Origin of the sequence: Hamadaea sp. NPDC050747 (assembly GCF_040654195.1) — a bacterium.
Taxonomy (GTDB): Bacteria; Actinomycetota; Actinomycetes; order Mycobacteriales; family Micromonosporaceae; genus Hamadaea.
Window position 1 is genome coordinate 291,655 of record NZ_JBFAHM010000008.1, and the last position, 24,075, is coordinate 315,729.

The following is a 24,075-nucleotide window of genomic DNA, read 5'->3' on the forward strand; positions in this document are numbered from 1 at the left end:
CCAGGCATCCTGGAAGGCGTGACCTTGGCCGCGGTGCTCTTCGACATGGACGGAACGCTCATCGAGTCGGAGCAGCTCTGGGCGATCTCCCTGCGACAGCTCGCCGGGGAGTACGGCGGGGTGCTGTCCGACGCCGCCCGGCTGAGCATGGTCGGCACCGACATGCCCACGTCGATGGGGATCTTCCACGCCGACCTGGGTCAGGAGCACCGGGATTACGCGCTCAGCGCCGAACGCCTCGTGCAGCTGACCGGCGAGTTGTTCGCCCAGGGACTGCCCTGGCGGCCCGGCGCGCAGGAACTGCTCGCCGAGGTACGCGCGGCGGGCGTACCGGTGGCCCTGGTGACCTCGACCGAGCGGCGGCTGGTCAAGATCGCGCTGGACACGCTCGGCCCGTTCGACGTGGTCGTCTGCGGCGACGAGGTCGGCCGGGCCAAGCCGCATCCCGAGCCCTATCTGACGGCGGCCCGGCTGCTCGGCGTACCGATCGAGCGGTGCGTCGCGATCGAGGACTCCGCGACCGGCGTACGCAGTGCGATCGCGGCCGGCGCCCGGGTGATCGGCGTACCGTGCGAGGTGGAGCTGCCCGGCGATCTCGGGGCGCACCTGCTGCCGACGCTGTCGGGGGTCGACCTGGCGTACCTGCGGGGCTTCTAGACGGGCTGCCGTTCGCTCAGTTCCGCGCGCAGCTCCCGCAGTTCGGCCCGCAGTGCGCGTACCTCGGCCAGCACCGCCCGGTCCTGGGCCGGGATCGGCGTCGGCCCCTCAACCGATTCCGCGGCCGACTGCTCGGCTCGGTGCTCGGCCTCCATGGCGCTGACCGCGACCGCGATGAACAGGTTGAGCACGGTGAACGCGGAGACCACCAGGAAGCCGACGAAGAAGATCCAGGCGAGCGGCTGCTTGGCCATGACCTCGCGGGCCACTTCGGACCAGCTGTCGCCGGTCATGATCTGGAACAGCGTGAAGATCGACTGCCCGAGCGAGCCGAACCACTCCGGCGCGGTGTGCGCGAACAGCTTCGTGGCCATCACGCCGGCGACGTAGAGCACGAGGACCAGCAACCCGGCGATGGAGACCATGCCCGGCATCGCGGTCAGCAGTGCGGACACGACCCGCCGCATGCTCGGCACCACCGAGACCAGGCGGAGCACCCGCAGGATTCGCATCGCCCGCAGCACCGTGAACGCCGACGACGCCGGGGCCAAGGCGACCGAGACGATCGCGAGGTCGAACACGTTCCATGGATCGCGGAAGAATCGCAGCCCGTGAACGAACAGGCGCAGCAGCAGCTCGACGACGAAGATCGTCAACGCGGTGACGTCGATGACGTGGAGCGCCGAGCCGTACCGCTCGTGCAGAACAGGCGAGGTCTCCAGGCCGAGGGTCGCCGCGTTCCCGAGGATGACGGCGGTGATGAAGTACTGGAAGGCCCGGGACTCGACCAGCTGACGTGATCTCTCCCGCAAACTCACCCGCGGAAAATACCAAACCGGTCCCCGGTGATCCGTGATCAACACGTCACCGGGGACCGGACCCTCCCGTGCAGAGGGGTCTACTGGGGACTCACTCGTAGGCGATCGCCTTGAGCACGTCCGTGCGGGCCGCCTTGATCGAGGGCAGGACCGCGGCGAACACGCCGACCAGCGCCCCGGCCACGAGGTACGCGGTCAGCTGCGACCACGGCACCGCGAAGTCGGTGATGCCCTCGCCCTTGAGCGACCGCACGACCGCCGCGCCCATCCCGACGCCGGTGGCGAGGCCGAGCAGCGTCCCGAAGAGCGTGATGACGACGGCCTCCACTGTGATCATCCGCATGGTGGCCGCCCGGCCGAGCCCGATCGCCCGGAGCAGGCCCAGTTCCCGCGTACGCTCCAGGACCGACAGCCACAGGGTGATGATGACGCCGAGGACCGCGATCAGGATGGCCAGCGCCAGCAGGATCGTGACCATCGTCAGCAGCGTCCCGATCTGGCCCGACGCCTGGTCCAGGTACTCGCCCTTGGTCATCACGCTGACCTCCGGGTTGTCGGCGATTAGCTTGGCGACCTGGTCGCGTACCGCCGACTCGGCAGCGCCGTCGGCCAGCGTGATGGTGGCGATGGCCGGATCGGGGCTCACGAGGTGCTCCAACGCGGCCACACCGAGCAGGTAACCGCCGTAGAAGTCGTTCTCGGCGTAGATCGCGGCGATGCGGAACTCGACCGGATCGCCCTTGGGCAGCACCACGCGGACGGTGTCGCCGACGCGTACGCCTTCCTCGACCGCCGTGTCGGCGTCCACGATGGCGTCGGCCGGGCCGAGGGCGGTGAGCGTGCCCGCGTTCGGGCCGGACGGCTTCAGGCTGAACTGTGCGGCCATCGCCGGCAGGTCGTCCACGATCGACACGCCGTGGCCGTGCTTGCCCACCATCGCCCGCGCGTAGACCTCGCTCGTGGCGCTCGCCACGCCCGGGATCTTGCGGATGTCGTCCATCGTGGACCTCGCGAAGGTCGGCATGACGTCGGTGCTGTTCTGGCCGGTGACCAGCAGATCGGCGTGGACCTCCCGGTTGGCCGCGCCGCGCAGGCTCTCGTCGCCCGAGGTGAGCACCGTGCTCGCCGCGGTGATCAGCGCGATGCCGATCATGAGCGCCGCCGCGGTGATCGCCGTACGCCGTGGGTTGCGGCCGGAGTTGAGCCGGCCCAGCTTGCCCGCGACCGACCAGGAGAAGAGTCGGCCGAGCGCGGCCACCACGGGCTTGCCCACCAGCGGGCTGAGCAGCGCCACCCCGATGAAGGCGAACATCACGCCGCCGAGCATCGGCCACAGGTGACCGTCGCCGGTCAGGCCGTACCCCATGAGGGCCACGCCGGCTGCGGTCACCAGCCCGCCGCTCACCGACAGCTTCGTCAGCGGCCGGTCCGGCGTCGCGACCTCCTGCAGCGCCGCGATCGGCGGCACCCGGCTGGCCCGCAGCGCCGGCAGCAGCGCCGCCAGGACGGTGATCACGAGGCCGACCGAGAACGCCGCGATCACGGCCGAGGCCGGGAGCGCGATGGGGGCGAGGATCAGCCCGGAGACGTTGGCCGCGACCATCGCCAGCACCCAGCCCACGCCGAGGCCGGCGGCCAGGCCCAGCAGCGAGCCGGTCAGGCCGACGACGATCGCCTCGGCCAGCACCGAGCCGATCATCTGGCGGCGGCTGGCGCCGAGCGCCCGGGTCAGCGCCAGCTCCTTGGTCCGCTGGGCGACCGTGATCGAGAAGATGTTGAGGATCAGGAAGGTCCCGACGAACAGGGCGACCGCGCCGAACCCGAGCAGCACCTTGTTCAGCCCGTCCAGCACCGACTTGAACTGGTCGGCGATGGTCTTGGCCAGCTCGGCCCCCGTCTTGACCTCGTACGCCCCGCCGGTCCGGGCGGCGATCGCGTCGCGTACCGCCTCGGGGCTCTGACCGGGCGCGGCGTCCACGTCGAACGAGGTGTACGCCCCGGCCTGGCCCAGCATCAGCTCCTGGGCTACCTTGTCGGTGAACCGGACCTCCAGTACGCCACCGCGCCCGTCGAGGCCGCCGGCGTACCCGAAGGTGCCGGCCAGCTCGAAGGTGCGCTTGCCGCCCGGCGTCAGCACCGTCACCTGGTCGCCGACCTTCAGACCGGCCTTCTTGGCCTGCTCGACGTTGAGCACGACCTGGTTGTCGTTCTGTGGGGCGTGCCCGTCGCGGATCTCCGCGCCGCCGACGCCGTCGAGCCAGTTGCCGCCGAGGCGGGGCGGGCCGACCGTCGTGACGACCTTGCCGTCGCTGCCGACCACGCGAGCACCCTCGCCGTCGGCGATGGCGTGCACGGCGGCGACCCCGGGGATCGCCTCGATCGCCTTCTTGTCGTCGGCCGTCAGCACACCGGGGACGGGCGAGTCGCCACCGGCGATCTGGCCGTCCACCTTCGGCTTCGGCTGGACGACCACGTCGGTGTGCGCGTACGCCGAGTCGAACATGTTCTCGAAGGAGCGCCCGAGCGTGTCGGTGAGCACGAAGGACCCGGCGACGAACATGACGCCGAGGATGACCGCCATGGCGGACAGAGCGAGCCGCAGCTTGCGGGCCAGCAGGCTCTTCAGGGTGGCGCGCAGCATCAGGACTCCGCCCCGGCGGTCTCGGCCACGAGCCGGTCCAGCGACTGCATCGCGTCCAGCACCTTCTGCGGCGTCGGCTCGGTCAGCTCGCTGACGATGCGCCCGTCGGCGAGGAACACGACCCGGTCCGCATAGGACGCGGCGGTCGGGTCGTGCGTGACCATCACGATCGTCTGCCCGTGGTCGCGTACCGACGCCCGGAGGAAGGACAGCACCTCGGCGCCGGAGCGCGAGTCGAGATTGCCCGTCGGCTCGTCCGCGAAGACCACCTCGGGCCGTGACACGAGCGCGCGGGCGCAGGCGACGCGTTGCTGCTGGCCGCCGGAGAGCTGGCTCGGCCGATGGCCGAGCCGGTCACGCAGCCCGACCGTGTCGATCACCGTGTCGAACCATTCGCGGTCGGGCTTGCGCCCGGCGATCGCCAGCGGCAGCAGGATGTTCTCCTCGGCGGTCAGCGTGGGCAGCAGGTTGAACTGCTGGAAGATGAAGCCGACCTGCTCGCGGCGCAGCTTGGTGAGCCCGGCGTCGCCGAGGCCGGTCAGCTTCGTGTCGCCGACGTGGACCTCGCCCCGGGTGACCGCGTCCAGCCCGGCGAGGCAGTGCATCAGCGTCGACTTGCCGGAGCCGGACGGCCCCATGATCGCGGTGAAGCGGCCGGCGGCCACCTCCATGCTGACCCCCCGCAGCGCCACGACCTGAGCCTCGCCGGAGCCGTAGACCTTCCAGACGTCCACCGCCCGCGCGGCGACGGCCACGCGGACGGGCGGGTGTGCGGTGATTGTCATTGGAGTTCCCCCTGCACGGATTCGATGTGGTCCGGCCGGGCAAGGCGGTGCCCGGCCGGCGACTCTCATCGTTCCGGCCGGGCACGTGGGAAACGTCAGACCACGGGTGGAAAGGGACCCCAGATCCGCGCCAGGGGCCGTCCCCGAGACGATCTCGGGGAAGCCCCTGAGTCACGCCTGGCCGGACGCCCCGTTCGTGGGCACCGCACTGGATCAGGGATCTAGGTCGAATCTCGGCCCGAGATTCGACCTAGATCCCTGATCCAGAGCCGAGAACTCACTCGTACGCGATGGCCTGCAGCACGTTGAGGCGGCCGGCCCGGATCGCCGGCAGGACGGCGGCCAGGATGCCGGCCACGATCGCGAGGATCAGCGTCGCGATCAGGTAGCCCCACGGGATCGTGAGCTTCAGGTAGTCGCCGCCGAAGATCTGCACCGCGGCGACGCCGAGGCCCACCCCGACGACCATGCCGAGCAGCGCGCCGAACACGGAGATCAGGATCGACTCGACGGTGATCATCCGCGCGGTGGAGCCGCGGCTGAGCCCGATCGCGCGGATCATGCCGATCTCCCGGGTCCGCTCGTAGATCGACAGCAGCAGGGTGTTCACCACGCCGAGCAGGGCCACGACGATCGCGAGGCCGAGCATGATGTTGAGGATGACCAGGACGATGTCGAGGACGCTGGTGACCGTGTCGAGCAGCTGGCTCTGGTCGACGACCGTGACTTCCTTGTTGTCGGCGAACAGCGACTCCAGCTGCGTACGCACCGGTTCGACCTGATCGTCCGAGGCGACCTGCACATAGGCCGCCTGGGCGTTCGGCGAGGTGAACCCGGCCGCGTCGGCCTCGTTGAGCAGCGGGCCGGACCAGGCGCTGGAGGGTTCCAGGGTGGCGACGACCTTTTCCTGTTTCGGCCCGCCCCGGGCGGTGATGATGTCGACCGTCGACCCGGCCGTCGCGGCGAGCCGCTTCGCGGTCGCGTCGTCGAGGATGATCTCCCCGGCCGCCAGGGGCCGGATGTCGCCCGAGGCCGCCTTCAGCGTGAAGATCTCCGCCGCCGCCACCGGATCGCCGGAGAGCACCTGGGCGGTCTGCCCGCCGACGCGCGCGCCGTCGGCCCGGAACGCGACCGCCTGAGAAACCCCCGGGATCTCCCTGATCTGCTTCTGCATCGCCGGGTCGAATCCGGCGGTGGCCCCGGCCGCGAAGTCGACCTGCACGATCAGCTGCGCCTTGACGTCGTTGGTGAAGACGTCGGTGAGCCCGGCCTTTGCCGACGAGGCGAAGACGCCGCCCGCGGTCGCCAGGGTCACGCCGATCATCAGCGCCGCCGCGGTCAACGCCGTACGCCGAGGGTTGCGCCCGGTGTTGCGGGTGCCGAGCCGGGCCGGGACCGAGGTGCCGAACACCGCGCCGAGCGCCCGGGTCACCGGCCGGCTGAGCACGGGAGCCAGCATGATGACGCCGATGAACACCAGCAGCGCCCCACCGCCGAGGATCAGCCAGAGCGGGTCCTCCCACACCTTGGTCAGCCGCAGCACGAGGAAGGCGGTGCCGGCGAGCAGCACGATCAGTCCGGCGATGGTGAGCTTGCGCAGCGGCTTGTCCGGCACTGCGGCGTCCCGCATCGCCGCGATCGGCGGTACGCGCGACGCCCGCAACGCCGGAACCAAGGCCGAGACCACTGTGACGAGGACGCCCACGAGCAGCGTCACGATGACGACGTAGGGCTTCACCACGATGCCGCTCACGGGAAGGTTGGTGTTGGACGCCGCCTCCAGGCCCTTCTTGCCCAGCCAGCCGACGCCGCAGCCGACGATCAGCCCGACGAGCGCCGCGACCAGGCCCAGCAGCGCCGACTCGGTCAGCACCGAGCGGAGGACCTGCTGCTTCGAGGCGCCGAACGAGCGATAGAGCGCCAGTTCACGCGTACGCTGCGCGACCAGGATCGAGAAGGTGTTGAAGATCAGGAAGATGGCGACGATCAAGGCGATCAGCGCGAAGACGGTGAGCCCGGTCTTGAGGACCGTGATGAAGGGCTGGATGCCGTCGTCGGCCGCGTCCGTCGCCTCCTTGTTGGTGCGTACGTCGTAGCCCGGGCCGACCACCGCAGCGATCCGGTCGCGCAGCTCGGCGTCGCCGACCCCGCTCGCAGCCTTGACGTCGACGCTGGTGTACTCGCCGGGCTTGCCCAGCATGAGCTCCTGGGCGACCGGCATCGTGAAGGCGACCGTCATCTCCCCGGCCAGCGAGTCGCGGCCGCCCTCGTAGCCGAAGATCCCGGCGACGGTGAAGGTCTTCTCCGGCTGCAACGTGATGACCTGGACCTGGTCGCCGACCTTCTTGCCGGCCTGCTCGGCGAGGTTCGCCGACAGTGCGACCTGGTCCGGCCCGGTCGGCCCGGTCCCGTCGCGCAGTTTCAGGAGACCGTCCTCGCCGGTCCAGCCCACGCCCAGGCGCGGCGGCCCGGAGGTCGGGATCACCTTGCCGTTGCTGCCGATCACCCGGGCGCCGTCCGAGGCGACCTGCGGCGTCGCCTTCTCTACCCCGTCGACCTGGCCGACGGCGTCCGCGACGCGCTGCGGCACCGTCGCGGTGACCACTCCGGACTGCTGATCGCCGACCTCCGACTTGCCGGTGACCTGGACGTCGAGGTCGGAGTTGATGGTCGAGAACAGCCCGGTGAAGCCTTGGGCGATGGTGTCCCCGGCGATGAACGCGCCGGACATGAACATCGTGCCGAGGATGATGGCCAGCGCCGACAGCAGCAGCCGCAGTTTGTGCGCGAGCAGGCCGCGCAGCATCGCCTTAAACATCGGCGCCACCGGTCGCGGCGTCCAGATCGGCCCGCCCCGGCGAGTCGGTCTCCGGCCGGGTCGCCAGGAGTTCGGCCGGGTCGAGGCTCTTCATCTTGTCCAGCACGCTGCCCTCGGTCGGCTTGGCCAGCTCATCCACGATGGAGCCGTCGGCGAGGAAGATCACGCGGTCGGCGTACGAGGCGGCCCGCGGATCGTGGGTGACCATCACGATGGTCTGCCCGAAGTCGTGCACCGAGCTGCGCAGGAAGTGCAGGACCTCGCCGCTGGACCGGGAGTCGAGGTTGCCGGTCGGCTCGTCGGCGAAGATCACCTCGGGCCGGGCGACGAGCGCGCGGGCGCACGCCACCCGCTGCTGCTGGCCGCCGGACAACTCGGTGGGCCGGTGACTCAGCCGGTCACCCAGGCCGACCGTCTTGATCACCAGGTCGTACCACTGCGGGTCGGGTTTGCGCCCGGAGATCGCCATGGGCAGCAGGATGTTCTCCTCGGCGGTCAGCGTCGGGAGCAGGTTGAACTGCTGGAAGATGAACCCGACCTTCTCTCGCCGCAGCTTGGTCAGCCCGGCGTCGCCCAGTCCGGTCACCTGGGTGTCGCCGATGAACACCTGCCCGGCGTCGACCGTGTCCAGGCCGGCCAGGCAGTGCATCAAGGTCGACTTGCCCGAGCCGGACGGCCCCATGATCGCGGTGAACCGTCCCCGGTCGAACGCTGTGGTCACGCCGCGGAGCGCGTGCACCTGCGCCTCGCCGTGCCCGTACACCTTCCAGATGCCCTCGGCGCGTGCGGCGGCCGGCTGAGTGGGTTCGCTGCTCATAGGCCAGATATTGCCGCAGAAGCCCGGCGAAACGGGCAAACTCCGCTAAATTGCCCGTGCTTCTCGCGGCTCGCGGGCCGGTCGAGCTACTCGCCCGGTTTCACCAAGCCCGACTCGTACGCGTAGACGACCGCCTGGACGCGGTCACGCAACTTGAGCTTGGTGAGCACATGCCCCACATGCGTCTTCACGGTCGTCTCGCTGACGGTGAGAACCCGGGCGATCTCGGCGTTCGACAAGCCCCGGGCGACCTGGGTCAGCACCTCCCGCTCCCGATCGGTCAGCCCCGGCAGTCCCTCCGGTACGCCGTCCGCCGCGGCGACCGGCAGCGCGGCGAACTGGGCCAGCAGTTGCCCCAGCAGCACCGGGGAGATCGCGGCGTGCCCTGCGGCCACCGCGCGTACCGCCCCGACCAGATCCTCGGCCGGAGCGTCCTGTGCCACCAATCCCCGGGCGCCCGCCCGCAAGGCTCCGACCGCGTGATCGCCGACGGGTTCGCCGGTCAGCACGAGCACGCCGACCGGCAGGCGTGCCACGGCGACCTCCCGGGCCACGGCGACTCCGTCGCGCCGGGGCAGCCGCGCCTCGACCAGCAACACGTCCGGCAGAAGTCGCCGGGCCAGCTCGACCGCCTCGACGCCGTCCCCCGCCTCGCCGACGACATGGATGTCGGCGTACGCGCCGAGCACGCTGCGCAGGCCGCTGCGGAGCATCGGCTGATCGTCGGCGAGCAGCACCCGCACCGGCCCGGACGTCACGAGGGCAGACTACCGGGCTCGCGCCAGCGCATTCCCCGTACTCGGGGCGTTACAGGACGTCGGCGAGGCGTTCGCCGTCGACGCCACGCTGGGCCGCCAACCTGGCGGTACGCGCGTCGATGGCGGCGGTGATCGCGGCTTCCTCCGGGAACGGCGGCGGGGTGCCGCCGAACGACGGGCACAGCGCCTGGTGCGAGCACCAGTTGCACAGCCGGCTCGGCTTCGGCCGGAAGTCGCGGGCCTGCGCCGCCTGCTCGATCGCCCGCCACAGGGCGACCAGCGTCTTCTCGAACCGCTCCAGCTCCTCGGAGTCGGGCGTGTAGTCGCAGACCTCCCGGTCCTTCAGGTAGACCAGACGCAGCACGCGCGGCACGATGCCCCGCGTCCGCCACAGCACCAGCGCGTAGAACTTGAGCTGGAACAACGCCCGCGCCTCGAACGCCTCCCGCGGCGCGCCGCCGGTCTTGTAGTCGACCACCCGCAGGTCACCGGCGGGGGAGACGTCGAGCCGGTCCACATAGCCCCGGATGAGCAGCTGGTCGTCCAGGGTGGCCTCGATCAGGGTCTCCCGCTCGGCCGGTTCGAGCCGGGTCGGATCCTCCACTGTGAAGTAGCCCTGCAGCAGCTGGGTGGCCTCGTCGAGGAAGCCGTCGTCGACGGCGAGCGTGCCCAGCTCGGGCGCCTCCGCCAGCAGCGCCTCCCAGGCCGGCCGGACCAGCAGCGCCGCCTCCGCCAGCGTCCGGCTGGTGGCCGGCAGGTCGAACAACCGCTCCAGCACCGCGTGCACCAACGTCCCCCGGGCCTGGTCCACTGTCGGTTGCTCGGGCAGCCGGTCGATGCTGCGGAGCCGGTAGAGCAGGGGACAGGTCTTGAAATCGGCGGCCCGAGAGGGGGAGAGGGTGGGCAGCGGCGTTGTCATGGCCCTCACCGTAAGGCAGGGGTACGACGTTCGGTCGCAGCGGATCTTCGGGCGTGCCGCCCGGCGGTGCGTACGCGGTGCGTAGCATTGCGGCGATGGAGAAGCGCCATGGCCGCGCTGGCGCGGGCATCACGATGCTCAGGACACATGCGGGCGCTGACCGAAGCGAGGTGACCGCATGAGTCAGGAGACAGAGCAGCGCGCGTCCGAGCCGCCGCCGGTGCCGGTACGCCCCGGGGTGAGCCTCGGGCGGTTCTTCGGCTTCCCGGTCCGGCTGAGCCCGTCCTGGTTCCTCATGGCGCTGCTCATCATGGTCAGCTGGGGTTCGCAGCTGGCCGGGACGCACGGGTCGATCGGCTACGCCCTCGCCGCCGCGATGGCGTTCTCGCTGCTGGTCTCGGTGCTCCTGCACGAGCTGGGGCACGCCCTGGTGGCCCGGTGGCGCGGGGTCGGCGTCCGCGGCATCACACTGGACCTGCTCGGCGGCTACACCGAGATGGAGTCCGATCCCCGCAAGCCCTCCACCGAGCTGCTGTTCTCGCTGGCCGGGCCGTTCGTCTCGTTCCTGATCGGCGCCGTCGCCACGGTGGCCGGTCTGCTCATGCCCCCGTCGCTGCTGCGCATCCTGGTCTGGCAGGTGGCCTTCAGCAACCTCGTCGTCGCCGTCTACAACGCGCTGCCCGGGCTCCCGCTCGACGGCGGCCGGGCGCTGCGCGCCGCGGTCTGGGCGATCAACGGCGACAAGACCGCCGGAACGGTCGTCGCCGGCTGGTCCGGCCGGGTCGTGGCGGTGCTGACCGTCGTGGTCGCCTTCGTCCTCTACGCGACCGGTCTCTACAGCGCGGTGGGGCTGATCATCGCGGCGCTGATCGCGTTCACCCTGTGGCAGGGCGCCACCGCCTCCATCAACCAGGCGAAGGTGATGGCCCGATTCCCCCTGATCGACCCGGTACGCCTCGCCCGCCCCTTGTTCGTCGTGCCGACCGGCACCTCCCTGGCCGAGGCGCTGCGCCGGGCGACCGAGCAGGGACGCCCGGCGGCCGCGCTGGGCGTCGCCGACGCCTCCGGCCGGCTCGTCGCCCTCGTCAAGCGGGAGGCCGCCGCGGCCGTCCCCGAGCAGCGCCGGCCCTGGGTGCCGGTGGAGTCGGTCGCCCGCGACATCGACAGCGTCGGCGTCATCCCGGCCGGGCTACGCGGCGAGGATGTGATCCGGGCGGTCCAGCAGCACCCGGCCGACGAGTTCCTCGTGACCACAGGGGAGGATGTCGTGGGGGTCCTGCACCTGGCGGACCTCGTTCAACTGCTCGACCCGCGTGCCCGAAGGAGTGCTCCGTGAGCCAGATGCCCGATTTGAACGTCCCCGCGATGCCCGCCCGCCGCGGGCCGTTCGCCGTGGGCGACCGGGTGCAGCTCACCGACCCCAAGAACCGGATGCACACGATCGTCCTGGAGCCCGGCAAGGCCTTCCACACCCACCGGGGCATCCTGGAGCACGACGCGCTCATCGGGCAGCCCGACGGATCCGTCGTGACCTCGTCCGGGGGGACGGCGTACCTGGCGCTGCGGCCGCTGCTGGCCGACTATGTGCTGTCCATGCCCCGGGGCGCCCAGGTCATCTACCCGAAGGACGCCGCCCAGATCGTCTCCATGGGCGACGTCTTCCCGGGCGCGAAGGTGCTCGAGGCCGGAGTCGGCTCCGGTGCGCTCACCTGTTCGTTGCTGCGCGCTGTCGGCGAGCACGGCGAAGTCCACTCCTACGAACTGCGCGAGGAGTTCGCGGCGGTGGCCAAGAAGAACGTGACCGCGTTCTTCGGCGCGGAGCAGCCCAACTGGCGGCTGACCGTCGGTGACGTCGCCTCCTGCGACCAGACGGGGTTCGACCGGATCATCCTGGACATGCTGACCCCGTGGGAGGCCCTCGACATGGTCGAGAAGGCGCTGCTGCCGGGCGGGGTGTTCATCGGCTACGTCGCGACCACCCCGCAGTTGTCGGAGCTGGTGGAGGCACTGCGGGAGAAGGGCTCCTTCACCGAGCCGTACGCCTGGGAGTCGCTGGTCCGCGACTGGCACGCCGACGGTCTCGCCGTACGCCCGGATCACCGGATGATCGCGCACACCGCCTTCCTCGTGCGATCCCGGAAACTCGCCCCCGGGGTGACACCGCCGCCACGACGTCGCAAGCCCAGTAAGGGCGCTGAGGCGTACCAGTTGAAGAAGGCGGGACGGATCGCGGCCCGGGAGGCGGCGGCGGACGGTGACCCGACGGACGGTGACCTGGCGTGACCGAGGCCGTCTTCCCCGACTGGGCGCCGTTCAAAGAGCTGGACGCGGCCGCGCGAGCCTATCTGCGCGACCCGGAGGTGGCGCTGGACTGTCTGAACAGCGCGCTGGCCGGCGCGCAGATTCTCGGCTTCACCCTGGAACGGTTCGTCAACGAGTACAACGGCGTGTGGCAGGAGGTCGTGGTCTGCGACGGCTCGCGGCTGCTGCTGTGGCACGGCGAGGACACCGCGCCCGGTGAGGGCCCGGCCGGATCCATGATCTCGTCGCTCCGGGTGGTGCCGTTGTCGGCGGTGACGGAGATCGGCTGCCGGCGCCGGCTGATCCGCACCGCCACGAGCCACCGGGTCGACGCGGTGGACGTCTACCTGCTGCTCAGCTCGGTGGAGGAGGCCACGGACGGCCCGGGAATCCGGCACGACGCGTTGCGCTTCGGCAAGACGCTGACCGATGGCGGCGTGGCTCAGATCGGCCGGCTGGAGGAGTTCGCCGAACTCCTCGCCGGATTGATCGGCCGGCCGCTGCTGTGATTTTTCAGACCGCTCCGGCGGCGAGCTGAGACCGGATCTCGTCGCGCTCGTCCTCGGTCAGCGGCTCGGCCGACGCGTCGGCGGCCCGGCGCACGTGGATGCACTCGCCGGGGCATTCCTTGGCCGCGTCGAGGATCTCCAGCCGCAGGTTCGCGGGCACCGCGACGCGGGCGTCCTTGGCCAGCTGCAACTCACCGGCCTCGTCCTTGACGTAGGCCAGCCCGTCGACGTCGAACTCGAAGACCTCCGGGGCGTATTGCACGCACAAGCCGTCACCGGTGCACAGATCCTGATCCACCCAGACCTGAAGTTCGCTGTCTGCCACGCCTCGACGGTACTCCACGGTCGCGGAGGCCGTCGCAGCCGGTGAGATCACGATTGCGTATGGCCGTGTCGGGAGGGTTTCATCGGGGCATACAGCGGCTAGTGTTAAGGCACAACCTGGCTCAACCCCCGGGGAGGTGGGACGTGGCACGCAGCGACGACGCGGATGCGCGCGCCGCACGGTGGGAGAAGGAGGCCAACGATCTCTCCACGCAGGTCGCGTTCCTTCAAGAGGAACTCGCCCTGCTGCGGCGCAAGGTGTCTGAGAGCCCTCGTCATGTTCGCCAGCTGGAGGAGCGGCTCGCCGCGACTCAGGCTCAGCTGGCCAGGCTCACGGAGAACAACGAGCGACTGGTCGCCACGCTCAAGGAGGCGCGGGCCCAGATCGTGACCCTCAAGGAGGAGATCGACCGGCTGGCGCAACCGCCCAGCGGCTATGGGATCTTCCTGACCCGGCATGAGGACGGCACGGTCGACGTCTTCACCGGGGGACGCAAGCTGCGTGTCGCCGTCTCGCCCTCGCTGGACGTGTCGGCCCTGCAGCGTGGTCAAGAGGTGCTGCTCAACGACGCCTTGAACATCGTCGACGCGCTCGGCTTCGAGCGCAGCGGTGAGGTCGTCATGCTCAAGGAGCTGCTCGAGGGCGGCGACCGGGCACTGGTCATCTCGCACGCCGACGAGGAGCGCATCGTCTTCCTGGCGGAGGGTCTCATCGACGCCCCGCTGCGAGCCGGCGACTCGCTCATGATCGAGCCCCGTTCGGCCTACGCGTACGAGCGGATCCCGAAGAGCGAGGTCGAGGAGCTCGTCCTGGAGGAGGTGCCCGACGTCGACTACACCGACATCGGCGGCCTCTCCAACCAGATCGAGCAGATCCGCGACGCCGTCGAGCTGCCCTTCCTGCACGCCGAGCTGTTCCGTGAGCACCACCTGCGCCCGCCGAAGGGCGTGCTGCTCTACGGCCCGCCCGGGTGTGGCAAGACGATGATCGCCAAGGCGGTCGCCAACTCCCTGGCGAAGAAGATCGCGGAGAAGCGGGGCGAGGAGCGGCAGACCAGCTACTTCCTCAACATCAAGGGCCCCGAGCTGCTCAACAAGTATGTCGGCGAGACCGAGCGGCACATCCGGCTGATCTTCCAGCGGGCCCGGGAGAAGGCCTCCGAGGGCACGCCGGTCATCGTGTTCTTCGACGAGATGGACTCCGTGTTCCGCACCCGTGGTTCCGGTGTCTCCTCCGATGTGGAGAACACGATCGTCCCGCAGCTGCTGTCCGAGATCGACGGTGTGGAAGGTCTGGAGAACGTCATCGTCATCGGCGCCTCCAACCGCGAGGACATGATCGACCCGGCGATCCTGCGCCCCGGGCGCCTGGACGTCAAGATCAAGATCGAGCGGCCGGACGCCGAGGCGGCCCGGGACATCTTCACGAAGTACATCGTCGAAGGCCTGCCGTTGCACCCGGACGACCTGGCCGAGCACGGCGGTTCGGCCGAGGCGTGCGTGCACGCGATGATCAGCGCGGTCGTCCTGCGCATGTACTCCGAGACCGAGGAGAACCGCTTCCTCGAGGTCACCTACGCCAACGGTGACAAGGAAGTCCTGTACTTCAAGGACTTCAACTCCGGGGCGATGATCCAGAACATCGTGGACCGGGGCAAGAAGATGGCCATCAAGGAGTTCCTCTCCTCCGGGCGCAAGGGCATGCGGCTCCAGCACCTGCTGGACGCCTGCGTCGACGAGTTCCGGGAGAACGAGGACCTGCCCAATACCACCAACCCCGACGACTGGGCCCGGATCTCCGGCAAGAAGGGCGAGCGGATCGTGTACATCCGCACGCTCGTCTCCGGCGGCAAGGGCACCGAGGCCGGCCGGTCGATCGAGACCGCCACCAACACCGGCCAGTACCTGTAAGGCGCACCTGTCCGGCCCGGCCGCCCGCGTGGCGGCCGGGCCGGATTTTTTGCGTGCGCAGTGCCACGGACCGGTAGCGGGGAGTGCGATCGCCTGGACACCGTCTAGGCTCAGTCATATGACAGTGCGCCGGATCATGGGGACTGAGGTCGAGTACGGCATCAGCGTGCCCGGACAGCCTCAAGCCAACCCGATGGTGACCTCCTCTCAGGTAGTCAACGCCTACGGCGCACGACCCGAGCTGACCAAGGGCGGCCGCGCCCGCTGGGACTACGAGGAGGAGTCGCCGCTGCGCGACGCCCGCGGCTTCACCTACACCGGCGCCGTCTTCGACCCTGCCGAGGCGCTCGCCGACGAGGACCTGGGCCTGGCGAACGTCATCCTCACCAATGGCGCCCGCCTCTACGTCGACCACGCCCACCCGGAGTACTCCACGCCCGAGGTGACCAACCCGCTCGACGTCGTCCTCTGGGACAAGGCCGGTGAGCGCGTGATGGCCGAGGGCGCCCGCCGGGCCGGCACGATCCCCGGCGCGCCGCCGATCCATCTCTACAAGCACAACACCGACAACAAGGGCGCGAGCTTCGGCGCGCACGAGAACTACCTCATGAAGCGGCAGACGCCGTTCGCCGAGATCGTCACCTACCTGACGCCGTTCTTCGTCACCCGGCAGGTGGTCTGCGGCGCCGGTCGGGTGGGCATCGGCGCCGATGGCTCGCAGGCCGGCTACCAGGTCTCCCAGCGCGCCGACTTCTTCGAGGTCGAGGTCGGTCTGGAGACCACCCTCAAGCGGCCGATCATCAACACCCGCGACGAGCCGCACGCCGACGCCGACAAGTACCGGCGGCTGCACGTGATCATCGGTGACGCCAACCTCTCGGAGATCTCCACCTACCTGAAGGTCGGCACGACCGCCCTCATCCTCACGATGATCGAGGAGAAGGCGCTCACCCCGGACCTCAGCATCGCCGACCCGGTGGCCGAGCTGCGCGCGGTCAGTCACGACCCGTCGCTGACCCATCGCGTACGCCTGCGCGACGGCCGTCGTCTCACCGCCCTGGACGTCCAGTGGGCGTACTACGAGCGGGCACGGGCCTTCATGGACAGCCGCGGCCTGGACGACCAGACGGCGGACGTCCTGGACCGGTGGGAAGCCGTGCTGGACAAGCTCGGCCGCGATCCGATGCTGTGCGCCGACGAACTCGACTGGGTCGCCAAGCTCCGGCTCCTGGAGGGCTACCGCGAGCGGGAGAACCTCGGCTGGGCCTCGCCGAAGCTGCACCTCGTCGACCTCCAGTACGCCGACGTCCGCCAGGAGAAGGGTCTCTACCACCGGCTGGTCGCCCGGGGCGCGATGAAGACGTTGCTCCGCGAGGAGGACGTCCGCCGCGCCATGACGGAGCCGCCGGAGGACACCCGGGCCTACTTCCGGGGCCGCTGCCTCGCCCAGTACGCGTCCGAAGTGGTCGCCGCCAGCTGGGACTCCGTCATCTTCGACGTCGGCCGCGAGTCGTTGGTCCGCGTGCCGATGCTCGAGCCCGAGCGGGGCACCAAGCGTGTCGTCGGCCCGCTCTTCGACCGCTGCGCCAGTGCGAAGGATCTGCTCGAGGCGCTGACGGCCGCGTCCTGACACCGAATCGCGTTGAGCTTCCAGCTGATCGCAATTGTCGGTCGGGCGGGGTAGGTTTTACCTAAGACGGACGGCCGGGACCCTACAAGTCCCGGCCTTGCCATCAGGGAGGGGCGCAATGGCCAGCCAGGACACAGGTGGGCAGGGTCAGGCCGGTCGCCGGCGCGAGAACGAGGTCGACGAGGCGGTAGCGCCCGAGGTCGACCCCGAGATCGCCGAGCGGGTCGAACAGATCGGCGAGGACGTGGACGACCTGCTGGACGAGATCGACTCGGTGCTCGAGGAGAACGCCGAGGAGTTCGTCCGGGGATACATTCAAAAGGGCGGCGAATAGTCGCCGATGTCCGTTTCACGCCGCGTCACGGACGCAGGTGTTTCTTTCAGATGCCGTCGAGAGGTGAAGGGGACGACGTGACGTCCGGAGCAGAGTGGAACCGGGGCTTTCCGGCGGCGTACCACGCCGTGGGCATCAGTTCGTTCACGGAGTTCTTGAGCATGGCCGCGCCTGACCTGCTGCCGGGACGTCGCCCGCTGCCGGCCGGGGCGCACGCGGAGATCGCTCCGCACGCCACCACCATCGTCACGCTGAGTTGCAGCGACGGGGTCGTGATGGCCGGTGACCGGCGCGCGACCATGGGCAACCTGATCGCCAGCCGCGACATCGAGAAGGTGCACGAGGCCGATCCCTACTCGCTGATCGGCATCGCGGGCACCGCCGGCATCGGCATCGAGCTGATCCGGCTGTTCCAGGTGGAGCTGGAGCACTACGAGAAGATCGAGGGCGCGATGCTCTCGCTCGACGGCAAGGCCAACCGGCTCGCCGCGATGATCCGGGGCAACCTCGGCGCGGCGCTGCAGGGCCTGGTCGCGATCCCGATCTTCGCGGGCTACGACCTCGACGCGAAGGACCCGGCCAAGGTCGGCCGGATCTTCAGCTTCGACGTGGCCGGCGGGGTCTACGAGGAGACGGGCTACGACGCGATCGGCTCTGGTTCGCTGTTCGCCAAGTCGGCGTTGAAGAAGCGGTTCCGGCCGGGCCTGACCACCACCGAGGCGGTCCGGTTCGCCATCGAGGCGCTCTACGACGCGGCCGACGACGACACCGCGACCGGCGGTCCCGACGTCATCCGGCGCATCTTCCCGGTCGTCATGACGGCGACCGCCGAGGGCACGCATCGGCTGCCCGACGCGGAGACCGGCACGATCGCCGAGGAGATCATCGCGGCGCGCCACGAGAACCCGGGCGGCTGACCGCCGCGGCCAGAGTGCTGTCAGTCCACTGAGGATTCACCTGGAAGGGAGCAGGCCGCGTGGCCATGCAGTTCTACGCCTCGCCCGAGCAGATCATGCGGGATCGCTCGGAATACGCGCGCAAGGGGATCGCGCGCGGCCGCAGCGTGGTCGTGCTCACCTACGAGCAGGGCGTCCTGTTCGTGGCGGAGAACGTCTCGACCACGCTGCACAAGGTGAGCGAGATCTACGACCGGATCGGGTTCGCCGCCGTCGGGCGGTACAACGAGTTCGAGAACCTGCGCTCGGCCGGCGTCCGGATGGCCGACATGCGCGGCTACTCCTACGACCGCCGCGACGTCACCGGGCGGGCCCTGGCCAGCGCATACGCGCAGACCCTGGGCAACCTGTTCGGCGAAAGCGGCAAGCCGCTGGAGGTGGAGATCTGCATCGCCGAGGTGGGCGCCAGCCCGGCCGACGACCAGCTCTACCGGCTCACCTACGACGGCTCCGTCCAGGACGAGCCGGGCTTCCTCGTGATGGGCGGCCAGGCCGACGCGGTGGCGACGGTGCTGAAGGACCGGCACAGTGAGGCGCACTCGCTCGGCCAGGCGTTGACCCTCGCGGTCGAGGCGCTCGGCAGTGTCGGCGGCGAGGGCGGGGCGACCCGGCAGATCTCGGCCGACCAGCTGGAGGTCGCCGTCCTGGAGCGGGCTCGCCGGGGCCGGGCGTTCCGCCGGATCACCGGGAACGCGTTGAAGGCCCTGCTGGCCCCGGCTCCTGCTGCCGCCGCTGCGGCGGCCGAGCCCGAGCCGGCGGCCGAACCGGCCGGCGAGGGTACGCCCGAGGAATCCGGCGACACCGAGAGCTGAGCACTACACGAAAAGCGCCCCGAGCCGGTCGGTTCGGGGCGCTTTCCATTCGCGTCGCCTCCGACGCCGGTTGTTCCCAGCGCTGGATCAGGGATCCGGGTCGAATCATGCACCAAGATTCGACAGAGAACCCTGATCCGGCGGTGAGGAAGGCGAGCGTCAGCGGACGAAGCGGCGTACCAGGCTCCACCAGGCACGCACGAACGCGTTGTAGAGCCCGATCCCGGGCGGAGCCTCGACATTGGACGGGGTGAAGTCCGGCGTGAGCGGCAGCGCCGCGTCGCCGACCACGCGCTCCGCCTGCAACTGCCGCCGCCGCGTACGCAGAAAGCCGCGGTTGCGCCAGATCCAGCCCCAGCCGCGTACCTTGGGCCGCAGCCACCCTCCGGCGACCGCCGTCGCGAGCATGGCGAGTTCGGTCAGGGCCAGGACGGGCAGCAGGAGCAGGATCGTGCGCATCCGGTAGACCGTGAGAACGGTCAGCAGCCGGTTGCGTTCGAGCAGGTAGAACTTGAGGTCGTTGCGGGAGAACTCGTAGTGGTGACCCACGACCGCGTCCGGCACATACGCCGGGGTCAGCCCACGCTGCCACAGCCGGACGCTCAGCTCGGTGTCCTCGTGGTACGCGAAGTACTCGGTGGGGAAGCCGCCGAGTTCCCGCCACAGGTCGGCCCGGATGACGAAGGTGCAGCCGCTGAGGGTCGGCACCGCAGTCCGGGCGGCATGACGGTCGGCGGGCTCCTCGTTGCCGCCCGCCCAGGACAGTCCGGCCAGGTGCAACGGGTTGCCCGAGGTGTTGACGACGTCGAGGCGGTCGGCGTACCGGATCGAGGCCATCGCCGCGCCCACCCCGGGCTCCAGGGCGACCGCCCGCACCTTCGCCAGCGCATCCGGCGTGACGACGGCGTCGGAGTTCACGAAGGCGATCGCGTCGGACTGGGCGTCGGCCGCGCCGAGGTTGCAGCCCCCGGCGAATCCAGTGTTCTCCGTCGGCTTCAGAACGCGCAGCCCCGGCCGAGGTGTGATCGCCGCGACCGACTCGCTGCCGTTGTCGACCAAGGTCAGCGTCACGTCGACGCCGGCGGAGGCGAAGACGGCGTCGACGGCTTCGGCCAGCCACGGCTCCTTGCCGTACGCCAGCATGACGACGTCCAGGCGAGCGCCGCCGGTGGAATCGGTCATGTCAGCGCCGGACCAGGGCGAGCAGGAGCACCGCGAAGGACCGCCCGAGGTAGACCGTCGCCTTGACGGGAGAGTGGCTCGCCTTGCCCGCGACCCGGGCGCGCATGGCGACCGGGACCTGGCGTACGGTCAGCCCACCCCGGACCGCCTGCACGATCGTCTCGACCGTGTCGCCGAGGTACTCGACGGGGAACCACTGGGCGTACAGGTCGATGCCCCTGCGGTTGGCTGCCCGGAACCCCGACGTCGTATCGGTCAACCGGGACTTCGCGACCCGGGAAAGTACCGCCGACAGCAACGACATCGCCCAGGCCCGCGGCCCGCGTACGCGATAGTCGCCTTCTCCGGCGAAGCGGGCGCCGATCACCACGTCGGCGGAGTCGAGGGCGTCGACGAGCTGCGGAATGTAGCGGGGATCGTGCTGGCCGTCGGCGTCGAACTGGATGACCACGTCGTAGTCGTGGTCCAGCCCGTAGCGGAAACCGAGCCGCCGGGCACCCCCGACGCCGAGGTTGTAGGGGAGCCGGGCGACGAGCGCGCCGGCTTTGCGCGCCTCGACGACGGTGGTGTCGGCCGAGCCGTCGTCGACCACGAGGACGTCGATTCCGGGCAGTTCGCCCCGGACTTCGTCGATGACTCCGGCGATGGCCCCCGCCTCGTTGAACGCCGGGATGACGACCAGGACACGCTTACCGCTGATCATCGTGGGCGCCCACCTTCTCGGTGCCGTCGATCTTGATCTTGATCAGGGCGATCTCCTCGGCGAGCGTCCGCGTCTCCTCCTCCAGCCGGCTGACCTCCCAGCTCAGATGCAGGCAGACCAGCAACAGGAAGAGGATCGCGGCGAACAGCACCAGACTGACGCCGCTGGCTACGCCGACGAAACCGGCGACCCGGTCCATCAGGCTCGGGAAGATCGACAACGGCACGATGACCAGCGCCACGCCGATCCACAAGATGCCGTACTTCTCGCGGAGCTGCCGCCGCCGCAGCAACTCGAGGATGCCTACGAGCAGCACCAGCCCGCAGATCATCGTGGTGACATTAAGGCTCATGCGTTCACCGTCCTGCGGCCGGCGACCGCATGAGGGGGACTGTATTTGATGATGATCGACCTGCGGTCGCTCATGCGTTCACCGTCCTCCGGTCAGGACGTCGCGCAGTTCGTCGCGCCAGTCGGGCTGGGAGGTCAGCCCCGCCGATGCCCAGCGGCGGTGACCGAGCACACTGTACGCCGGTCGCGGGGCCGGGCGGGGAAAGCGGTCGGTGGTCGTGGGGCGTACGCGGTCGGGGTCGAGCCCGGCCTCCGCGAAGATCGCCCGCGCGAACCCGAACCAGGTCGTCTCGCCGCCGGCGGTGCCGTGGTAGATCCCGGCCGGGGCCTGTCCCGCGACCGCCGCCCGGGCCAGCTCGACCAGCTGCGCGGCGAGGAAGGGCGCCCCGGTCGGCTGCCCCCGCTGGTCGTCGACCACCTCGAGGGTCTCCCGATCGGCGGCCAGTCGCAGCATCGTGGTCAGGAAGTTCCGGCCGTCTCGGTCGTAGAGCCACGCCGTGCGGACGACATAGCCGCGATCGGGCAGCGCCCCCAGGACGGCCTGCTCACCGGCCAGTTTGCTGCGCCCGTACGCGTTGACGGGTGCGGTGGGGGCGTCTTCCGGATACGGCGAGGTCCCGGTCCCGGCGAAGACGTAGTCGGTGGAGACCTGCAGCAGCGCGGCGCCGCTGGCGGCGCAGGCCGCCGCGAGGTTCGCCGGGCCGGCGCCGTTGAGCGCCGTCGCCTCGGCCTCCCGAGTCTCGGCCCCGTCGACGTCCGTCCACGCCGCCGCGTTGATCACGGCGTCGTAGCCGGTCACGGCGTAGGCGACGGCGGAACGGTCGGTGATGTCCAGGGCAGCCCGGTCCAGCCCGACACAGCCGGGAAGAGCGGACAGGCGCCGGCCGAGCATGCCACCGGCGCCGGTGATCAGGATCTTCACTTGAGCAGCGCGGCCTTCGCCTGCAGCGGCTCCCACCAGGACCGGTTGTCCCGGTACCAGGCCACCGTGGCGGCGAGCCCGTCGGCCAGCGTGACCTGCGGTTCGTAGCCCAGCTCGTCGCGGATCTTCTCGATGGACAGCGAGTAACGCCGGTCGTGGCCCTTGCGGTCGGCGACCGGCTCGACCGACGACCAGTCGCGCCCGGTGGCGGCGAGCAGCATCTCGGTCAGCTCCCGGTTGGTCAGCTCGGTGCCGCCGCCGATGTGGTAGACCTCGCCCGCTCGGCCCTTCTGCAGCGCCAGGTGAATGCCGAGGCAGTGGTCGGAGACGTGCAGCCAGTCGCGGACGTTCAGGCCGTCGCCGTACAGCGGGACCTTCTTGCCGTCGAGCAGGTTCGTCACGAACAGCGGGACGACCTTCTCCGGGAACTGGTAGTGCCCGTAGTTGTTGGAGCACCGGGTGACCACGACGTCCAGCTCGTGCGTCTTGAAGTAGGACAGCGCCAGCAGGTCCGAGCCCGCCTTGGCGGCCGAATACGGCGACCGGGGGGCCAGCGGCCAGTCCTCGGTCCAGGAGCCCTCGTCGATGGAACCGTAGACCTCGTCGGTCGACACGTGCACGAAACGCCCCACCCCGTGCCGGTACGCCGCGTCCAGCAGCACCTGCGTGCCCAGGACGTTCGTCCGGACGAACGCGGCGGACCCGGTGATCGACCGGTCGACGTGCGTCTCGGCGGCGAAGTGCACCACCGCGTCGTGTCCACGCATCAGCTCGTCGACCAGCTCGGCGTCGCAGATGTCGCCGTGCACGAAGGTCAGTGCGGGGTCGCCCGCGACCGGGTCCAGGTTCGCCCGGTTGCCGGAGTAGGTCAGCGCGTCGAGGACCGTGACGGCCGTCTCAGCGGGGCCGTACACGCCTCGGAGGAGGTTCCGGACATATTCCGAGCCGATGAAGCCGGCACCGCCGGTGACGAGGAGTCTCACGGTCCGGGAGTCTAGCCGACACGCTGGCTAGTACCCTGTCCCCTCATGCGCGGAATCCTGCTCGCCGGAGGCACCGGCTCGCGGCTGTGGCCGATCACCCGGGCGGTGTCGAAGCAGCTCATGCCGGTGTACGACAAGCCGATGATCTACTACCCGCTCACCACCCTGGTGATGGCGGGCGTACGCGAGGTCCTCGTCATCACCACTCCGGAGGACTCGACGCAGTTCCAGCGACTGCTCGGCGACGGCGGCCAATGGGGTCTGAGCATCGGATATGCGACACAGCCGAAGCCGGAGGGCATCGCCCAGGCGTTCGTGATCGGGGCCGACTTCATCGGCGACGAGCCGGTGGCGCTCATCCTCGGCGACAACATCTTCCACGGCGTCGGTCTCGGCCGGCAGCTCGCCGAGCACGGGAAGCTGGAAGGCGGCCGGATCTTCGCGTACCAGGTCGCCAATCCGAGCGACTACGGCGTGGTCGAGTTCGCACCGGACGGGCGCGTCCTGTCGATCGAGGAGAAGCCGGTCGAGCCGAAGTCCCGGTACGCCGTCCCCGGCCTGTACTTCTACGACAACCAGGTCGTGGAGATCGCGGCCGGGCTCAAGCCCAGCGACCGCGGCGAACTGGAGATCACCGCGGTCAACGACGCGTACCTGCGAGCCGGTCAGCTGTCGGTCACCGCGCTCGACCGAGGCACCGCCTGGCTCGACACCGGCACCTTCTCGTCGATGATGCAGGCGGCCGAGTTCGTCCGGGTCATCGAGGAACGGCAGGGTCTCAAGATCGGCTGCGTCGAGGAGGCGGCCTGGCGGGCCGGCTTCATCGACGACAACCGTCTCGCCTCGCTCGCCCAGCCGCTGCGCAAGAGCGGCTACGGCGACTACCTGCTGCGGCTGTTGTCCGACCGCTGACCCAGACCCGTCGGACGGCTTATCCCAGACGC

22 protein-coding genes and 1 pseudogene are annotated in these 24,075 nt (G+C 70.0%); 10 read left to right on the plus strand and 13 right to left on the minus strand.

The features are described from left to right. Positions 1 to 33: 33 nt before the first annotated feature. Entirely contained in the window at positions 34 to 657 is a 624-nt protein-coding gene (locus AB0H43_RS21120) for an HAD family phosphatase (RefSeq protein ID WP_360001686.1), read from the plus strand. On the opposite strand, the gene AB0H43_RS21125 is transcribed toward AB0H43_RS21120, so the two are convergent. From AB0H43_RS21125 to AB0H43_RS21155, 7 genes and pseudogenes are all read right to left on the minus strand, one after another. Then, entirely contained in the window at positions 654 to 1,475 is an 822-nt protein-coding gene (locus tag AB0H43_RS21125; RefSeq protein WP_360001423.1) for an ion transporter, read from the minus strand. The two genes, AB0H43_RS21120 and AB0H43_RS21125, sit on opposite strands and share 4 nt — an antisense overlap. A gap of 91 nt (positions 1,476 to 1,566) precedes the next feature. Next, complete coding sequence (locus AB0H43_RS21130; protein WP_360001425.1) at positions 1,567 to 4,116, minus strand: FtsX-like permease family protein; 2,550 nt, start codon at positions 4,114 to 4,116, stop codon at positions 1,567 to 1,569. Beyond that, on the minus strand, positions 4,116 to 4,901 hold the full coding sequence (locus AB0H43_RS21135) for an ABC transporter ATP-binding protein (protein WP_360001427.1): 786 nt from the start codon (positions 4,899 to 4,901) through the stop codon (positions 4,116 to 4,118). The genes AB0H43_RS21130 and AB0H43_RS21135 overlap by 1 nt, the downstream gene beginning before the upstream one ends. 277 nt (positions 4,902 to 5,178) lie before the next feature. Next, positions 5,179 to 7,719 carry an FtsX-like permease family protein gene (locus AB0H43_RS21140; RefSeq protein ID WP_360001429.1) on the minus strand — a complete coding sequence of 847 codons (2,541 nt, stop codon included), beginning with the start codon at positions 7,717 to 7,719 and terminating at the stop codon, positions 5,179 to 5,181. 79 nt (positions 7,720 to 7,798) lie between these two features. Next, positions 7,799 to 8,536, minus strand: a pseudogene (locus AB0H43_RS21145) (ABC transporter ATP-binding protein); the annotation flags it as partial. A gap of 86 nt (positions 8,537 to 8,622) precedes the next feature. After that, positions 8,623 to 9,294 carry a response regulator transcription factor gene (locus tag AB0H43_RS21150; RefSeq protein ID WP_360001431.1) on the minus strand — a complete coding sequence of 224 codons (672 nt, stop codon included), beginning with the start codon at positions 9,292 to 9,294 and terminating at the stop codon, positions 8,623 to 8,625. Positions 9,295 to 9,343: 49 nt separating this feature from the next. Continuing rightward, positions 9,344 to 10,213, minus strand: coding sequence for a PD-(D/E)XK nuclease family protein (locus tag AB0H43_RS21155; RefSeq protein WP_360001433.1), 870 nt, complete (start codon positions 10,211 to 10,213; stop codon positions 9,344 to 9,346). 178 nt (positions 10,214 to 10,391) lie between these two features. Between AB0H43_RS21155 and AB0H43_RS21160 the strand changes: the two genes are divergently transcribed. The 3 genes from AB0H43_RS21160 to AB0H43_RS21170 are packed head-to-tail and all read left to right on the plus strand — an operon-like array spanning position 10,392 to position 13,023. Next, on the plus strand, positions 10,392 to 11,549 hold the full coding sequence (locus tag AB0H43_RS21160) for a site-2 protease family protein (RefSeq protein ID WP_360001435.1): 1,158 nt from the start codon (positions 10,392 to 10,394) through the stop codon (positions 11,547 to 11,549). Between the two features lie 5 nt (positions 11,550 to 11,554). Beyond that, on the plus strand, positions 11,555 to 12,496 hold the full coding sequence (locus tag AB0H43_RS21165; RefSeq protein ID WP_360001688.1) for a tRNA (adenine-N1)-methyltransferase: 942 nt from the start codon (positions 11,555 to 11,557) through the stop codon (positions 12,494 to 12,496). After that, positions 12,493 to 13,023, plus strand: a complete 531-nt coding sequence (locus AB0H43_RS21170; protein ID WP_360001437.1) for a hypothetical protein — start codon at positions 12,493 to 12,495, stop codon at positions 13,021 to 13,023. The genes AB0H43_RS21165 and AB0H43_RS21170 overlap by 4 nt, the downstream gene beginning before the upstream one ends. 4 nt (positions 13,024 to 13,027) lie before the next feature. Here the strand turns inward: AB0H43_RS21170 and AB0H43_RS21175 are convergent, their stop codons facing one another. After that, positions 13,028 to 13,348, minus strand: coding sequence for a ferredoxin (locus AB0H43_RS21175; RefSeq protein ID WP_360001439.1), 321 nt, complete (start codon positions 13,346 to 13,348; stop codon positions 13,028 to 13,030). A gap of 143 nt (positions 13,349 to 13,491) precedes the next feature. Here AB0H43_RS21175 and arc point away from each other — a divergent pair, with 143 nt between their 5' ends. The 5 genes from arc to prcA all read left to right on the plus strand — a co-directional run bounded on the left by arc (position 13,492) and on the right by prcA (position 18,990). Then, complete coding sequence (gene arc / locus AB0H43_RS21180) at positions 13,492 to 15,258, plus strand: proteasome ATPase (RefSeq protein WP_360001441.1); 1,767 nt, start codon at positions 13,492 to 13,494, stop codon at positions 15,256 to 15,258. A 118-nt stretch (positions 15,259 to 15,376) separates the two neighbouring features. After that, a complete protein-coding gene (gene dop / locus AB0H43_RS21185) occupies positions 15,377 to 16,888 on the plus strand; it encodes a depupylase/deamidase Dop (protein ID WP_360001443.1) in 1,512 nt (503 codons plus the stop codon). A 118-nt stretch (positions 16,889 to 17,006) separates the two neighbouring features. After that, positions 17,007 to 17,222 (plus strand): ubiquitin-like protein Pup, encoded by a 216-nt coding sequence (locus AB0H43_RS21190; RefSeq protein WP_360001445.1) that lies wholly within the window; start codon positions 17,007 to 17,009, stop codon positions 17,220 to 17,222. A gap of 161 nt (positions 17,223 to 17,383) precedes the next feature. Next, positions 17,384 to 18,139, plus strand: a complete 756-nt coding sequence (prcB, locus tag AB0H43_RS21195; RefSeq protein ID WP_360001690.1) for a proteasome subunit beta — start codon at positions 17,384 to 17,386, stop codon at positions 18,137 to 18,139. Positions 18,140 to 18,198: 59 nt separating this feature from the next. Further along, complete coding sequence (gene prcA, locus AB0H43_RS21200; protein ID WP_360001447.1) at positions 18,199 to 18,990, plus strand: proteasome subunit alpha; 792 nt, start codon at positions 18,199 to 18,201, stop codon at positions 18,988 to 18,990. A 159-nt stretch (positions 18,991 to 19,149) separates the two neighbouring features. Here prcA and AB0H43_RS21205 read toward each other — a convergent pair whose 3' ends face one another. From AB0H43_RS21205 to rfbB, 5 genes are all read right to left on the minus strand, one after another. Then, the gene (locus tag AB0H43_RS21205) at positions 19,150 to 20,172 is read right to left on the minus strand and encodes a glycosyltransferase family 2 protein (protein ID WP_360001449.1); all 1,023 of its coding nucleotides are present in this window, start codon (positions 20,170 to 20,172) and stop codon (positions 19,150 to 19,152) included. A gap of 1 nt (position 20,173) precedes the next feature. Continuing rightward, positions 20,174 to 20,875, minus strand: a complete 702-nt coding sequence (locus tag AB0H43_RS21210; RefSeq protein WP_360001451.1) for a glycosyltransferase family 2 protein — start codon at positions 20,873 to 20,875, stop codon at positions 20,174 to 20,176. Beyond that, complete coding sequence (locus AB0H43_RS21215) at positions 20,862 to 21,227, minus strand: DUF2304 domain-containing protein (RefSeq protein WP_360001453.1); 366 nt, start codon at positions 21,225 to 21,227, stop codon at positions 20,862 to 20,864. The genes AB0H43_RS21210 and AB0H43_RS21215 overlap by 14 nt, the downstream gene beginning before the upstream one ends. A gap of 78 nt (positions 21,228 to 21,305) precedes the next feature. Then, complete coding sequence (gene rfbD, locus AB0H43_RS21220; protein WP_360001455.1) at positions 21,306 to 22,148, minus strand: dTDP-4-dehydrorhamnose reductase; 843 nt, start codon at positions 22,146 to 22,148, stop codon at positions 21,306 to 21,308. Further along, positions 22,145 to 23,131, minus strand: coding sequence for a dTDP-glucose 4,6-dehydratase (gene rfbB / locus AB0H43_RS21225; RefSeq protein WP_360001457.1), 987 nt, complete (start codon positions 23,129 to 23,131; stop codon positions 22,145 to 22,147). Before rfbB ends, rfbD begins: the two co-directional genes overlap by 4 nt. 45 nt (positions 23,132 to 23,176) lie before the next feature. Here rfbB and rfbA point away from each other — a divergent pair, with 45 nt between their 5' ends. Then, the gene (gene rfbA, locus AB0H43_RS21230) at positions 23,177 to 24,043 is read left to right on the plus strand and encodes a glucose-1-phosphate thymidylyltransferase RfbA (protein WP_360001459.1); all 867 of its coding nucleotides are present in this window, start codon (positions 23,177 to 23,179) and stop codon (positions 24,041 to 24,043) included. Positions 24,044 to 24,075 lie beyond the last annotated feature (32 nt).